Origin of the sequence: Sneathiella sp. (genome assembly GCF_041689005.1) — a bacterium.
Classification (GTDB): Bacteria; Pseudomonadota; Alphaproteobacteria; order Sneathiellales; family Sneathiellaceae; genus Sneathiella.
In genome coordinates, this window is sequence record NZ_JBDNHC010000049.1 from 1 (window position 1) to 14,940 (window position 14,940).

Annotated in this window: 14 protein-coding genes and 1 pseudogene; 3 read left to right on the forward strand and 12 right to left on the reverse strand. The window is 56.3% G+C overall.

The features are described 5' to 3' along the window. From ACESNI_RS05815 to dusB, 4 genes and pseudogenes are all read right to left on the reverse strand, one after another. Positions 1-662 (reverse strand): annotated as a pseudogene (locus ACESNI_RS05815) (two-component sensor histidine kinase); the annotation flags it as partial. Between the two features lie 100 nt (positions 663-762). After that, entirely contained in the window at positions 763-2,205 is a 1,443-nt protein-coding gene (gene ntrC, locus ACESNI_RS05820) for a nitrogen regulation protein NR(I) (RefSeq protein WP_373085572.1), read from the reverse strand. 3 nt (positions 2,206-2,208) lie between these two features. Beyond that, entirely contained in the window at positions 2,209-3,327 is a 1,119-nt protein-coding gene (locus ACESNI_RS05825) for a nitrogen regulation protein NR(II) (RefSeq protein ID WP_373085573.1), read from the reverse strand. Position 3,328: 1 nt separating this feature from the next. Further along, entirely contained in the window at positions 3,329-4,315 is a 987-nt protein-coding gene (gene dusB / locus ACESNI_RS05830) for a tRNA dihydrouridine synthase DusB (RefSeq protein WP_373085574.1), read from the reverse strand. Between the two features lie 128 nt (positions 4,316-4,443). On the opposite strand from dusB, the gene ACESNI_RS05835 reads away from it, so the two are divergent. The 3 genes from ACESNI_RS05835 to ACESNI_RS05845 are packed head-to-tail and all read left to right on the forward strand — an operon-like array spanning position 4,444 to position 6,564. Next, positions 4,444-5,595, forward strand: a complete 1,152-nt coding sequence (locus ACESNI_RS05835) for a bifunctional 2-C-methyl-D-erythritol 4-phosphate cytidylyltransferase/2-C-methyl-D-erythritol 2,4-cyclodiphosphate synthase (protein WP_373085575.1) — start codon at positions 4,444-4,446, stop codon at positions 5,593-5,595. Then, a complete protein-coding gene (locus ACESNI_RS05840) occupies positions 5,592-6,077 on the forward strand; it encodes a phosphatidylglycerophosphatase A (protein WP_373085576.1) in 486 nt (161 codons plus the stop codon). Before ACESNI_RS05835 ends, ACESNI_RS05840 begins: the two co-directional genes overlap by 4 nt. Further along, positions 6,064-6,564 carry a CinA family protein gene (locus ACESNI_RS05845; RefSeq protein ID WP_373085577.1) on the forward strand — a complete coding sequence of 167 codons (501 nt, stop codon included), beginning with the start codon at positions 6,064-6,066 and terminating at the stop codon, positions 6,562-6,564. Before ACESNI_RS05840 ends, ACESNI_RS05845 begins: the two co-directional genes overlap by 14 nt. A gap of 4 nt (positions 6,565-6,568) precedes the next feature. On the opposite strand, the gene ACESNI_RS05850 is transcribed toward ACESNI_RS05845, so the two are convergent. From ACESNI_RS05850 to eno, 8 genes are all read right to left on the reverse strand, one after another. Next, a complete protein-coding gene (locus ACESNI_RS05850) occupies positions 6,569-7,021 on the reverse strand; it encodes a type II toxin-antitoxin system RatA family toxin (protein ID WP_373085578.1) in 453 nt (150 codons plus the stop codon). Positions 7,022-7,055: 34 nt separating this feature from the next. After that, positions 7,056-8,000, reverse strand: a complete 945-nt coding sequence (gene lipA / locus ACESNI_RS05855; protein WP_373085579.1) for a lipoyl synthase — start codon at positions 7,998-8,000, stop codon at positions 7,056-7,058. A 48-nt stretch (positions 8,001-8,048) separates the two neighbouring features. Further along, positions 8,049-9,452 carry a dihydrolipoyl dehydrogenase gene (gene lpdA / locus ACESNI_RS05860; RefSeq protein WP_373085580.1) on the reverse strand — a complete coding sequence of 468 codons (1,404 nt, stop codon included), beginning with the start codon at positions 9,450-9,452 and terminating at the stop codon, positions 8,049-8,051. Positions 9,453-9,462: 10 nt separating this feature from the next. Further along, complete coding sequence (locus ACESNI_RS05865; protein ID WP_373085581.1) at positions 9,463-10,824, reverse strand: pyruvate dehydrogenase complex dihydrolipoamide acetyltransferase; 1,362 nt, start codon at positions 10,822-10,824, stop codon at positions 9,463-9,465. A 12-nt stretch (positions 10,825-10,836) separates the two neighbouring features. Then, on the reverse strand, positions 10,837-12,255 hold the full coding sequence (locus tag ACESNI_RS05870) for a pyruvate dehydrogenase complex E1 component subunit beta (protein ID WP_373085582.1): 1,419 nt from the start codon (positions 12,253-12,255) through the stop codon (positions 10,837-10,839). Between the two features lie 31 nt (positions 12,256-12,286). Further along, positions 12,287-13,330: a pyruvate dehydrogenase (acetyl-transferring) E1 component subunit alpha gene (gene pdhA, locus ACESNI_RS05875; RefSeq protein WP_373085583.1), complete on the reverse strand. Its 1,044-nt coding sequence runs from the start codon at positions 13,328-13,330 to the stop codon at positions 12,287-12,289. Between the two features lie 279 nt (positions 13,331-13,609). Continuing rightward, positions 13,610-13,930, reverse strand: coding sequence for a septum formation initiator family protein (locus ACESNI_RS05880; RefSeq protein WP_373085584.1), 321 nt, complete (start codon positions 13,928-13,930; stop codon positions 13,610-13,612). A gap of 132 nt (positions 13,931-14,062) precedes the next feature. Beyond that, positions 14,063-14,940, reverse strand: an 878-nt coding sequence (eno, locus tag ACESNI_RS05885; RefSeq protein ID WP_373085585.1) for a phosphopyruvate hydratase, incomplete at its 5' end; no start/stop codon positions are given.

Consider the following 14,940-nt stretch of genomic DNA (forward strand, 5'->3'; position numbering starts at 1 on the left):
GGCGATAACTTATCGAATTCAAGCGCAAAGCTTAAATCCGACTGCGCGATGATTTTCTGCGACCCATCGACAACCACCGCCTCACTCAGGTTGCGGGCGATCGCCTGGTCACTGAGATAGGCATCAAAGCGGCTGCGGTTTTCCAGAATTTGCGGCGGCGCGCGGTTAATCTGGGCTGCCATTGCCAGTACATCGGAGCGGATATTCTGGATATGCTCCTTCATGTAGGCGTCGGCAACAACGATCGATTCAGAGACGGCCATATTGACCGGCTCGGAAAAATGCTTCTGGAAATAGATATTAAAAAAAAGCGCCGAGAACAACGCAACCATAAGCGCTGGGGCAACTGCAATCAGCGAGAACAGCCGGACAATCCGCCGATGCATCATGCTCCCGGTGCCGCCAACCGTCCCTTTGCGCCAGGTCCGGATCAGCCGATGGGTGATAATGGACGTCAGGATGATGACAATAGAAACGTCGATGATTAACAAAATCCGCGTATAGGCCGGATTATCAATGGTCAGGGATTCGTAGGTGGCAATCCCGCTGGCAATCGCCAGCATTGCGACCGTGAACGAGGTTTTCGGTCCAAGCCCGATCTTTTTCGCCCAGCGACCGACCGGAAAGCCGGATTTTCGCTTAGCTTGTTGCGATTCAGCCACGACACCCCCTCGGATATATTATCCGAAGACTGCAGAAAGCCGCACTACGTCGATAAAACTGGCCCGTAGGCTCAAGATACCACATTGTGGCATTTAAGCATCACTTGAGGCCGCGCACAACCTGTATATCCAACTCCCGTATCTTTTTACGCAAGGTGTTCCGGTTGACCCCCAGAAGATCGGCCGCCTTGATCTGGTTTCCGTTAGTGGCCTCCAGGGACAGGGAGATCAGCGGTCGCTCGATTTCACGTAGAACCCGTTCATATAAACCCGACGGCGGCAGACTGCCCGGATGTGCGGCAAAATACTTCGCAACATGACGCTCTACCGCTGTACCGAGATTTTCATCCTCGTTATAGCTCTCGCCGATACCATCGGCCTCCTGCGGCGCCAGTTCCTGCTCGATAACCGAGATGTTAATTACATCGTCTGAATAGAGAGCTGCGAGCCGCCGAACCAGGTTTTCCAACTCGCGCACATTCCCTGGCCATTTATGCTTTTTAAGCGCATCGAGAGCGTCCCGACCTATGCTTTTGACCGGCAACCCCTCCTCTTGTGTCTGGTCGAGAAAATGTCGGACGAGGTCCGGAATATCCTCTGAGCGTTCGCGAAGCGGCGGCAAGCGGAGCGGGACAACGTTCAGACGGTAGTAAAGATCCTCCCGGAACAGGCCTTGACGAACGAACTGGCGTAAATCTCGATTAGTAGCTGCAATGATGCGGACATCAGTCCGGATCGCTGTCCGGCCACCAACCGTCGTGTATTCTCCTTGCTGCAGAACCCGAAGCAGCCGGGTCTGTGCCTCAATCGGCATATCGCCGATTTCATCGAGAAACAGCGTACCGCCCTGTGCCTGCTCGAACCGGCCAATCGCCCGGGCATCGGCACCGGTAAAGGCGCCCTTTTCATGGCCGAACAGCTCGGATTCAATCAATTCCTTCGGGATGGCCGCCATGTTAATTGCCACGAACGGCCCGTTTTTACGCTTACCATATTCATGCAACGCCCGCGCCACCAGTTCCTTGCCCGTCCCGCTTTCGCCTGAGATCAGGACCGTCAGGTCCGTTCCCATCAGCCGGGCGAGAACTCGGTAAATATCCTGCATCGCCGGAGACCGCCCGATCAGCGGTGTTTTCGTCTGCTCTTCCTCAACCGCACTGTGATGGCGGGAAGATTTTTTCGGTTTCGAAAGCGCCCGCTCGACCACATTCAGCATTTCTTTCAGGTCGAACGGCTTGGGCAAGTAGTCATAGGCCCCGCGCTCGGTCGCTTTAATCGCTGTCAGCAGCGTGTTTTGCGCACTCATGACGATGACCGGTAGGTCAGGGCGAATTTTTTTGATGCGCGGCAGCAAATCGAGACCGCTTTCATCGGGCATGATGACGTCAGTCAGGATGATATCGCCCGCCCCCTCCAGAACCCAGTTATATAGGGTTGCGGCGTTCCCCGTGGAGCGAACGATGTAATTTGCCCGGGATAACGCCTGATCAAGAACCGTTCTGATGCTCTGGTCATCGTCCGCGACGAGAATTGTTCCGGCCATTCCTTATTCATCCATTTTTGAAAAATTATAAACCGGCAGTCTAATCAAAAAGTTACCGCCCAAACTTGAGGTATCATATTCAATTATACCGCCATGATCGCCGACGATTTTGGCGACCAATGCAAGCCCGAGACCGCTGCCGCCCTGTTTTGTGGTCACGAACGGATCGAAGACATGAGGCAGGATTTCCGCCGGAATTCCGGGACCATTATCGCGAATTCCTACTTCCAGCGGCAATTGCACTTTTTCGGCGCTGCCCGGCACCGCGAGACGGATGCCGTGGCGATAGGCCGTTGTCAGCGTAATCTCTCCATGGGATTCCGGTACCGACTCCGAGGCGTTTTTCACGAGATTAAGCAGCACCTGCACCAATTGGTCGCGGTTGCCGTAAACAAAGGGAAGCGAAGGATCATAATGTTCTCGGAACACGATGTTACGGCCAAACCCGGCCTCTGCCACGCGCCGTACATGCTCTAGTACCTCGTGAATATTCACCGCATCGCGATCAATCGGCCGGTCATCAGAAAAGGCCTCCATCCGGTCGACAAGGGCGCAGATCCGGTCCGTCTCATCACAAATCAGGCGGGTCAGCGCCCGGTCCGCGTCAGAGGCATTCATCTCCAGCAACTGGGCCGAGCCCCGTATCCCCGACAGCGGATTCTTCACTTCATGCGCCAGCATGATGGCCATGGCTGTCACCGACCGCGCCGCGCCGCGATGGGTCAATTGCCGGTCCATCTTGAGGGCAATGGTTCGCTCCTCGATCTGGACAACAACATTGCCGGTGCCGTACAGCGCTGAGACCTGAAGATTAACATTCTTGACACCGATTTTCGGCGTGCCGAGGTCAACACTATATTCGGAGACACAGTCACTGCTATGGCGGACCTGCTCTATCAGCGCAAGAAGTGGGCTGTCGAATGGTATCAACTCATCGAGCAAAGTGTTTTTGAGAATATTGGCGGATGAGCCGAAAAAGGCCTCTCCCGCCGGATTGGCCATGCAGATATAACCTTCGTCATCGATCACGATAATCGGATCCGGGATGGCGTTCAACACCGACAAGGCGTCGATTTCGGGTTTTTTCCGCCGCGTGACGCTGAAAGGATTGGGCAAGGGCATCTTATGCATATTCCTTTTGCGGCAACGCGTCATAAAAGTGATGGATTTCATCGCGTACAGCGCGCCAGTCAGTCATGCGCACGACCTTTTGACGGAACTGCTCCCCGCCCGCCAATCGTTCAGCGTACCAACCGAGATGTTTGCGGGACACCCGCACCCCGACATCCTCGCCGTAAAGCGCAATCAAAGCGTCGTAATGTTCCAGCAGCACGTCTCTTTGCGCCATAAAATCCGGATCGGCGAGACGCTGTCCCGATGACAGAAAGGCCGCGACCTGAGCAACAAACCAGGGCCGGCCGTAACTTCCGCGTCCGATCATGACCCCGTCAGCGCCGGATTGGGTCAACGCCGCCGCTGCGTCCTCGCAGCTCAAAATATCGCCATTGGCAACAACGGGGATATTCACCGCCCGCTTGACCTCGCCGATATAGCGCCAATCCGCGGTCCCACGGAAAAACTGGCAGCGGGTCCGGCCATGCACCGTCAGCATCCGGATCCCCGCCTCCTCGGCAATTTTGGCAAGCTCCGGCGCGTTGCGTGTGTCATCATCCCAGCCGGTGCGCATTTTAAGCGTAACCGGAATATTCACCGCGGCCACCGTTGCCCGGAGGATGTCCCCCGCATGGGCAAGATCCCGCATCAGCGACGATCCGGCCATGCCCGACGTCACCTTTTTCACCGGGCAGCCCATATTTATATCGATAATTCGGGCGCCCATATCCTCGTTCAGTTTCGCCGCCTCGGCCATAATCGCCGGATCACAGCCGGCAAGCTGGACCGCCATCGGCTGATCGTCGTTGGCTGATTTCACCATGCGGAGCGACCGGCGGGTCTCGGCGACCATCGCCTTGCTCGCCACCATTTCGGTGAACACAAGCCCGGCGCCGAAGCGCGTCACCAAACGGCGAAATGGCAGATCGGTTATTCCGGCCATGGGGGCAAGAAAAACAGGGGTGTCTATTTTTACGGAACCGAGTTCAATGATCATTTTTTATGCAATATATATTATGACTATAATTTAGGCAATATAACGGTGCCTCATCGGCATAGCAACCTATTCATTCACAGCACGTCAAATTTATTGAACACTGAGGGTTCCGCCCTTATTGTCACCCCATGAAAGTCATCGCCCTCATTGTTGCCGCCGGTCGCGGGCAGCGCACCGGACTGGACCTTCCCAAGCAATATATCGAGATTGCCGGGAAAACCGTTCTTCGCCGCTCGGTTGAGGCGTTCGCGCGTCACCCCGGAATTGACGAGGTGTGTGTTGTCATCAATGCGGAGGACGAGGAACGATATCAGAAGGCACTTGGGGAGCTGGCTGTGCGGCCATGGGTTGCCGGCGGCGCGGAACGGCAGGCCTCCGTTGCCAATGGCCTGGAAAGCTTGACGGAAACTCCGCCCAATTTCGTGCTCATTCACGATGCCGCCCGCCCCTTCGTCACGCAGGCGCTGATAACGGACTGCCTGGAGGCCCTGCACCGGGCCGAGGCGGTTCTGCCCGCCGTTCGATCAACGGATACCCTAAAAATATGCGAGGGCAATGTGATTACCGGCGGCATTGACCGTGATACGGTCGTCGCGGCACAGACCCCGCAATGCTTTGCCTTTGCCCCCATACTTGCCGCTCATCGCGCCTTCGCCGGGAGCGGCGCGACAGACGATATCGCGCTTGCGGAGATGGCCGGCCTCACCGTTGCCATGGTCGCGGGGGACGTTGAGAATTTTAAGATCACGACGGCCGCGGATATCGACAAGGCGCGCCGCCGGATCGTTGGCGCACTTACCGATGTCCGGAGCGGTCAGGGCGTTGATGTTCATGCATTTGAGGCGGGCCGAGAGTTATGGCTGGCCGGCATAAAAATACCGCATAACAAGGGTCTTAAAGGTCATTCCGATGCGGATGTTGCCCTGCACGCGCTCACCGATGCACTGCTGGGCGCGCTGGGCGCAGGTGATATTGGTACACATTTTCCGCCCTCGGATAGCCGCTGGAAGGGTGTCGCCTCTGAGATATTTCTTAAGCATTCCGCGTCCCTGATCGCGGCGGCGAACGGAGTCATCAGCAATATCGATCTCACCATCATCTGTGAAGCGCCGAAAATCTCCCCGTATCGGCAGGCGATGATTGCCCGGATTGCTGAAATTCTAGGGATATCCGAAGCCCGCGTCAGCGTCAAGGGCACAACCACAGAGAAACTCGGTTTCACTGGCCGCGGTGAAGGTATCGCCGCACAGGCCATCGCAACCATAAGGCTCCCCGAATGACGGCCCTCCCCTTTTCCCGCACTCATCCGGCCTTTATCTGGTCGACCTGGTTCTGGAGCGGGCTTGCGCCCAAGGCGCCCGGCACCTTTGGCTCCCTCGCCGCCCTGCCCGTCGGTGTTGCCATTCTGTATTTTTTCGGTGCGCCAATCCTCGGGCTTGCCGCTGTGTTCATCTTCTTCACCGGTTGGTGGAGCTCGGCGATTTACCTGAACCGCACCGGAAAATCCGATCCTGGCGAAATCGTCATCGACGAGGTCGCGGGGCTGTGGCTGGCACTACATGCGGCGGAGAACAACCTGCTGTTAATCGCGCTGGCGTTTGGCCTGTTTCGGTTGTTCGATATCTGGAAACCCTGGCCGATCCGCTGGCTGGACCGAAAAGTGAAAGGCGCCTTTGGCGTCATGATTGATGACGTGGTGGCCGGACTTTTCGCCGCCTTCGTTCTCGCAATTCTGAAATGGGGATATTATGGGCATTTTTAGGGATGATATAGAAAAACTGGCAATCGGGGTACTTGAAAAATGCCGTGCGAAAGGCTGGAAACTGGCGACGGCCGAATCCTGTACCGGTGGCCTGATTGGCGGGTCTCTGACCGACATTGCCGGCTCCTCCGACGTGTTCGATGGCGGGTTTATAACTTACAGCAACGTCGCGAAAAACCGGACAATCGGCGTCAACAAGGATGTTTTGCGCAAATTCGGCGCGGTATCAGAGGAAGTCGCGCGGGAAATGGCGACCGGCGCGCTTGCCGCCGCCTCGGTTGATATCGTCGTCGCCGTCACCGGCATTGCCGGACCGGGCGGCGGATCACCGGGCAAACCGGTCGGCCGGGTGCATCTTGCCGTCGCCACTAAGTCCGGCATCGTCGAGCATAGGAAAATGGACTATGGCGACCCGGGCCGCTCACAGGTGCGGATTGAAACCGTGAAGACGGCGCTTGAAATGCTCTCGGCCGCGCTCGACGGTTAAGGGGTTATCCCGGTTTTTGCACCGACGGCCCGTAAAGCTTTTTTGCACGGTTCTCAAAGGCGGAAATCATTCTTGTCACTGCTTCGTTGAACAACAGGCCGATGGTTTTTTGCAAAATCATGGAGCGGAACTCGAAATCGACGAAAAAGTCGACCTTGCAGCCGTCGGGATGATCGATGAATTTCCAGTGGTTGTTGAGATAGCGAAAAGGGCCATCCATATATTCAACGTCAATGACGAGGTTCGGCTCATCCAGGGTAACGCGGGAGGTAAATTTCTCGCGGAACAGCTTGAAGCCGATCACGAGATCCGCAAATACCACATTATCCTTGCGTTCATTGATGCGCGCGCCGACGCACCAGGGCAGGAATTCATCATACTGGTCAATTGCCGCCACCAGATCATACATCTGCTTGGGTGTATAGGGAAGAATTCGCTGTTCGGCGTGTGTTGGCATACTCTACTCTAATCCGTACAAGGTGATGGCCCCGCTATGCGCGGGCCCGCTCCCTCGCCGCCTTCAGTTTTGCGAAATCCTCGCCCGCGTGGTGGCTTGACCGCGTGAGAGGCGATGCCGATACCATCAGAAAGCCCTTGGCATAGGCCTGCCGTTCGATAATGGCGAATTCATCCGGGGTGACAAAGCGGTGAAGGGCATGATGCTTTACGGTCGGTTGCAGATACTGACCAACCGTGATGAAATCTATATCAGCGACCCGCATATCGTCCATCACCTGCAAGACTTCGTCCCGTTCCTCACCGAGACCCACCATCAGGCCGGATTTGGTGAACATGGAAGGGTCCAGTTCCTTCACCCGTTCGAGCAGGCGGAGCGAATGGTAATAGCGGGCGCCCGGCCGCACGGTTGGATAGAGTTTCGGCACCGTTTCCAGGTTATGGTTGAAGACATCCGGTTTTGCTGCCACGACAATTTCCAACGCGCCGGGTTTTTTCAGAAAATCCGGAGTCAGGATTTCGATGGTCGTCGTCGGCGTTGCCTCGCGGATTGCTGTGATGACATCGGCAAAATGCTGCGCGCCGCCGTCCTTCAAATCGTCGCGATCCACCGATGTGATCACTACATGGGAAAGCCCGAGCGTCTTGACAGCAGTGGCGACATTGACTGGCTCAAATGGATCAAGCGCGTTTGGCTTGCCTGTTGAGACATTGCAAAAGGCGCAGGCGCGGGTACATATCTCGCCCATGATCATCATGGTCGCATGCTTCTTGGCCCAGCATTCGCCGATGTTGGGACAGGCCGCCTCTTCACAGACCGTGGTCAAGTTGAGACCGCGCATCAGTTCCCGCGTCTCGTTATATTCTTTTGAGACCGGCGCTTTTACGCGTATCCAGGCGGGCTTGCGCTGGATCGGGTTGTCCGGTCGCTTCGCTTTTTCCGGGTGTCGGACGCGGCGGATGGATGTAGATTCGTTCATGAACCCTACCTTATCATACTATTGGTTCCTGCCGGAACCGGTTATATCCTAGATGTGGATCACCTTGCCATAAGCGTCAAGGACCGATTCATGCATTGCTTCCGATATCGTTGGATGCGGGAAGACCGCATGCATCAAGTCTATCTCGGTCGTTTCCAGCGTCTTGGCGATCCCGTAGCCCTGAATAAGCTCGGTTACCTCGGCTCCGATCATATGCGCGCCCAGCATTTCGCCAGTTTTGGCATCGAAAATCGTCTTGATCATGCCTTCCGGCTCTCCCAGCGCAATCGCCTTGCCATTGCCGATAAAGGGAAAACGCCCGACCTTGATGTCATAGCCCTTTTCCTTCGCCGCCGCCTCGGTCATCCCGACGGAGGCCACCTGCGGATGGCAGTAGGTGCAGCCCGGAATATTCGTGGTTACCAGCGGACGAACATCTTTTTCCCCGGCGATCTTCTCAACACAGATCACCCCCTCATGGGAGGCCTTATGGGCAAGCCAGGGCGGCCCGGTCAGGTCACCGATGGCGTAGACCCCGGGCTCCGCCGTGCGTGAAAATTCGTCAACCTCGATATGACTGCGATCGACCTTGATCTTGGTCCCGTCAAGGCCAAGGTTTTCAACATTGCCGACGATCCCGACTGCAAGGATCACCCGATCGAAGGTGCCGGTGGATGTCTTGTCCTTCTTGTCCTTAAAGGTGGCGGTCACGGAATTTCCCGACTTTTTCAGGTCGGTGACGGTTGTGCCCTTGTGGATGGTCATGCCCTGTTTCTTGAAGGCCTTCTCGGCCATCGCTGAAATCTCCTCATCCTCGACAGGTAAAATCCGGTCCAGCACCTCGACAACCGTCACGTCGGATCCCAGCGTGCAAAAAAAGCTCGCGAATTCAATACCGATAGCGCCGGAGCCGATAACCAGCAGCTTCTTGGGCATCACGTCGGGAACGAGGGCCTCCTTGTAGGTCCAGATCAACTTGCCATCAGGCTCCATACCCGGCAGGGTCCGTGCCCGTGCGCCGGTTGCGAGGATAATATGCTTGGCCGTCAGCGTGGTGACAACCTTGTCGTCCTTGGTCACCTCAAGCTTGCCCGCGCCTTTCAGCTTGCCATGGCCGTCGATCACCGTGACCTTGTTTTTCTTCAGCAGATGCTTGACGCCGCCCGAGAGTTGCCCCGCCACTTTGCGCGACCGGTCGACGGTTTTCTTGAGGTCAACTGACGCGCCCTCAACCTTGATCCCGAATTCATCCGCATGCTTGATCAGGTTATAGATGTCCGCCGTCCGCAGCAGCGCCTTTGTCGGAATGCAGCCCCAGTTGAGGCATATGCCGCCGAGATGTTCGCGCTCCACCACCGCCGTTTTCAGGCCAAGCTGGGCAGCGCGGATGGCGGCGACATATCCGCCCGGACCGGAGCCGACGATAACAACATCGAAACTTGTTTCGCTCATATCCCGTTCCTCACAGCATCATGGTCAAAGGTTCTTCGATATAGCCTTTGAAATGTTTCAGCAATTCCGCGCCGAGGGCGCCGTCGATCACGCGATGGTCACAGGATAGCGTGACGCTCATCATGGTCGCCATGGCGATTGCCCCGCCCCGGACAACCGCCCGTTGCTCCCCAGTCCCAATGGCGAGAATGGCCGATTGCGGCGGATTGATCACGGCGGAAAATTCCTTGATCCCGTACATGCCGAGATTGGAGATGGAGAAGCAACCGCCCTGATATTCCTCGGGCTTCAGTTTGCCCTCTTTCGCGCGACCGGCAAGTTCCTTCATCTCGTTCGAGAGACTGGCAAGGCCCTTTTGATCGGCGTTGCGCAGCACCGGGGTGATCAGGCCGCCCCCAATCGCCACGGCAACGGCGATATCAAAGTCCTTGTACTGCAGGATCTTGTCGCCGCCCCAGCAGGCATTGGCCTCTGGCAGTTTTTTCAGGGCCAGTGCCGATGCTCGAATGACGAAATCATTAACCGATATCTTATAGTCATCGGAGCGGCTGTTCAGGTCCTTGCGCAGCGTCATCAGGTTGTCAATATCGCACTCAATGGTCAGATAGAAATGCGGAATTGTCTGCTTGGCCTCCGTGAGGCGGCGGGCGATGGTCTTGCGCATGCTAGTGAGCGGGATTTCCACATGATCGCCAGCGGGCGGCGGCGTCACGGCCTGCGGCATCACACTGCCTGAGGCGGCGGCGGCAGCTTTCGGCTCGGCTGGCGCGGCGGACGCGGCACCGCCTGCGACAAGCGCCTTTTCGACATCCGCCTTGATGATACGCCCATGGGGACCGGTGCCACTGATTGATTTCAGCTCAAGCCCTTCATTGGCGGCAATCCGCCGGGCGAGTGGGCTGGAGAAGATACGCTCGCCCTCTTTTGTCGTCGGTGCCGGGCCCGCCGGTTCAGATGGCGCGCTCTCGGCTGCCTTCTTTTCCGCGGGTGCCGGTTTTTGATCGGGCGTCTCTTTTTGAGCGGGCGCGTCGTCGACCTTTTCCTTAGTGTCCGCTTCCTTGTCTTTCGCCGGTGCCGGGGCAGAAGACCCGCCGCCCGCGTCATAGCCGTCAAGCGCCGAGGCATCCTCGCCTTCTTCCAGCATTATCGCGATCGGCGTGTTGACGGCGACATTCTCGGTGCCGCCCGCAACCAGGATTTTTGCAAGCGTCCCCTCGTCGACCGCCTCGACCTCCATGGTCGCCTTGTCCGTCTCGATTTCCGCAAGGACATCGCCCGAGGAAATGGTATCGCCTTCCTTCGCCTGCCAGTTGGCCAATGTCCCTTCGGTCATTGTAGGCGAGAGGGCTGGCATGGTAATGGTAATTGGCATTTAAGCCCCCTTTTAGTCGCGATAACAGACAGATTTGGCCGCCGTAACCACATCTTCGGCATGTGGAAGCGCCAGCTTCTCAAGATTAGCAGCATAGGGCATCGGCACATCCTTGCCGGACACCCGCAAGACCGGCGCATCGAGATAGTCGAACGCCTGGTCCATGATCTGGGCGGAGATTTCCGCGCCGACTCCGCTTTGTGGCCAGCCCTCCTCCACAGTGACGCAGCGGTTGGTCTTGCGCACGGAGGCCAGCACTGTCTCCATATCCAAAGGACGGAGTGTGCGAAGATCAATCACCTCGGCATTTATTCCTTCCTCGGCGAGCGTGGCCGCGGCGGCAAGCGAATAGCGCATGCCCATACCGAACGAGACAATCGTCACATCATCCCCCGCCCGCTCGATCTTCGCCTTGCCGATGGGAAGGACAAAATCATCCAGCACCGGCACCTCGAAGCTTTCCCCATAAAGGATTTCATTTTCGAGGAACACCACCGGATTGGGATTGCGAATGGCGGCCTTCAGCAGCCCCTTGGCATCGGCGGCCGTATGCGGCGCGATCACGATCAGGCCCGGCACATGGGAGTACCAGGAGGCATAGCATTGCGAATGCTGGGCAGCAACGCGGGAGGCGGCGCCGTTAGGCCCACGAAACACGATCGGGCTTGCCATCTGCCCGCCGGACATATAGCGGGTTTTTGCTGCTGAATTGACAATCTGATCAATGGCCTGCATAGCGAAGTTAAAGGTCATGAACTCGACAATCGGGCGCAAACCATGAAAGGCCGCCCCGACGCCAACTCCGGCAAAGCCCTGTTCGGTAATCGGGGTGTCAATCACGCGGCGGGCGCCAAACTCATCGAGCAATCCTTGTGTCACCTTGTAGGCGCCCTGGTATTCGGCCACTTCCTCGCCCATGACGAACACGCGGTCATCGGCGCGCATTTCTTCGGCCATGGCATCGCGGAGCGCTTCACGCACCGTCATTTTGACCATTTTTGTGCCCTCCGGGATTTCGCCGCTGGCATCATAGCCGCCTGACGGCTCACTTGTCGTTACCCGTTGCGGCGGCGCGGAAGTCTCGCTGGAGGAGGCCGGTGCCTCCGCCTTTTCATCCTTATCATCGTCCGCGGACGCGGGCGTAGAGGGTTTCGAGACGGAGAAGTCCTTGAGGTCGCTCTCGTCCTCGCCTTCCTCTAACAGCAGGGCAATCGGCGTGTTGACGGCAACATTGTCGGTGTCACCGGCAATCAGGATCTTGCCAATTTTCCCCTCATCAACGGCCTCCACTTCCATGGTTGCCTTGTCGGTTTCTATCTCCGCGAGCACGTCACCCGAGGTTACGGTATCGCCCTCCTTCACCATCCAGCGGGTGAGTTTGCCTTCCGTCATCGTCGGCGAGAGCGCGGGCATCAATATTTCTGTTGGCATCTAGAAAGTCCTTATCGCTATGTCGCGGGCTTTACGCCACGATGTCGGTATAGAGTTCTTCCGGCTGCGGCTCCGGACTGTTCTGGGCGAATTCAACGGCATCGGCAACAATGGCCTTTACTTCCCGGTCGATCTCTTTCAACTCTTCCTCGGTATAGGTCTTGTCGTTCAGAAGCTTCTCGCGCACATGCTCGATCGGGTCGCTGTCGGCACGCTTTTTATTGACCTCCTCCTTCGACCGGTATTTCGCCGGGTCCGACATCGAATGTCCGCGGTACCGGTAGGTCTTCATTTCAAGAATATAAGGCCCCTTCCCCGTCCGAGCCCATTCGACCGCCTTGCGACCGGCCTCGGCGACGGCAAAAACATCCATGCCATCAACCTGTTCGCCGGGAATGTTGAAGCTCTCCCCGCGCTTATAAAGCTGGGTTTGCGATGTCGAGCGCTTGACTGACGTTCCCATGGCATATTCATTATTTTCAATCACATAGACCACTGGCAACCCCCAAAGCTCCGCCATGTTGAAGCTTTCATGGACCTGCCCCTGGTTGATCGTGCCGTCGCCCATATAGCAGAGCGTAATATTTCCGCTTTTCTGATATTTCTGGCTAAAGGCGAGACCGGTGCCGAGCGGGACGCAGGCGCCGACAATCCCGTGCCCTCCATAGAAGTTCGCCTCCTTGCTAAACATATGCATGGAGCCGCCCTTGCCCTTGGAATAGCCGCCTTCGCGTCCGGTAAGTTCGGCCATCACTCCCTTTGGATCCATCCCGCAGGCGAGCATATGTCCATGGTCACGATAGGAGGTAATCACAGCATCGTCACTGCCGATGGTCGACTGCATGCCAACAACTACTGCTTCCTGACCGATATACAGATGACAGAAACCGCCAATAAGACCCATTCCATAAATCTGTCCTGCCTTCTCTTCGAAGCGGCGGATCAACAGCATATCCCGGTAGTATTTCTGGACGGCTTCAACTGAGGTTTTCGTGGCGGTCTTGCGATCGGACGATGCAGTCTTTTTTGCCGCTACTGTCGAGGGTTTTGACGTTTTGGAACTCTGGCGTGCCATGTTTTCTCCCGTTTAAGAACGGCTCAGAATTTTCCCTAAAAATATTTCTGAGCTCCAGCAATTCGCCAGAAGTGTGGCGGATTAAGTCTTAACAAACAAGAAATTTAATAAATTACCTAAATTACAGTTATTTCAGTTAATTATTGCTGCAATGCACCAAATTGGACCGCCGAAATTCGAAAGTCGGCTTGCCGAAACAAGCTACCAAAATAAGATATCTTTTTATAATAATGACAAAGTAAATGACCGTAGAACGACCGAAAAAACCCCGGGGGTTCGTTATTGCGTCTTATGTCGGTAGATGACGATTTCGTCAGGATGGGCAATACCGAGGACATCCCGCGCCCGTTCTTCCAACATATCCAGATCGAGATTCTCCGGCCGGAGCAGTGAGACCCGTTTTTCAAGCGCCTGCTTCTCGATTTCCGTCACCTGATATATGGCATCGGCCTTGTCTATTTCATGCTGAAGCTTGAGATAGGCAAACAGGCCGCGATCGCCCTCAACCAGATGATAGCTGAAATACGCCACGGCAAGGATCCCGAGGATCGGCCCTGCGCTTGCTTTCGCTCGTTTGCGAATTTCTAGACTGAGTTTCATTTTTTGAGTGAATCAAATAGCAGGGTCAAGGTCAACCGAAATATCGGAAAATTGTCATAAATGCGCGCTTTTCAACGAATAAGGCCATTCACGGCTGCCTGACGCATAAAAAATGGGATAAATCGAAAAAATTCATCCTTTCACCACACTTCGGCCCGCATATTCCGCCGCGTCGCCGAGTTCTTCCTCGATCCGGATCAACTGATTGTATTTCGCCAACCGGTCAGAGCGGCTGAGGCTACCGGTCTTGATCTGGCCGCAGTTGGTGGCTACCGCAAGATCAGCGATGGTAGTATCCTCCGTTTCACCGGAGCGGTGAGACATGACGGCTGTATAACCGGCCCGGTGCGCCATCTCGACGGCCTCCAATGTTTCCGTGAGACTGCCGATCTGGTTGACCTTGACCAGGATCGAGTTGGCGACCCCCCGGGTTATCCCATCCTTGAGGCGCAAGGGATTGGTGACGAACAAATCATCGCCAACGAGCTGCACTTTTCCGCCAAGCTTATCGGTGAGCAGCTTCCAGCCATCCCAGTCATCCTCGCTCATGCCATCCTCAATCGAGATAATCGGATAATCAGCAACCAGCTTGGCGTAATAGTCAACCATCTCGGCGGGGTCGAGGATCTTGTTCTCGCCCTTAAGGTTATATTTGCCGCCGTCAAAAAACTCAGTTGAGGCGGCATCCAGTGCGAGGAAGATATCCTCGCCGGGTTTATAGCCCGCAGCTTCGATTGATTTCATAATAAAATCAAGTGCATCCCGGGTGCTGCCGATATTCGGGGCGAAGCCGCCCTCGTCGCCGACGTTGGTGTTGTGACCCGCTTTTGACAGTTCCTTCTTTAGTGTCTGAAACACTTCCGAACCCATGCGCACCGCATCGCGAATACTATCGGCCGCGACCGGCATGATCATAAATTCCTGCACATCGATGGGGTTGTCCGCATGCTCCCCGCCATTGATGATATTCATCATCGGCACCGGCAATGTCCGCGCCGACGCCCCGCCGA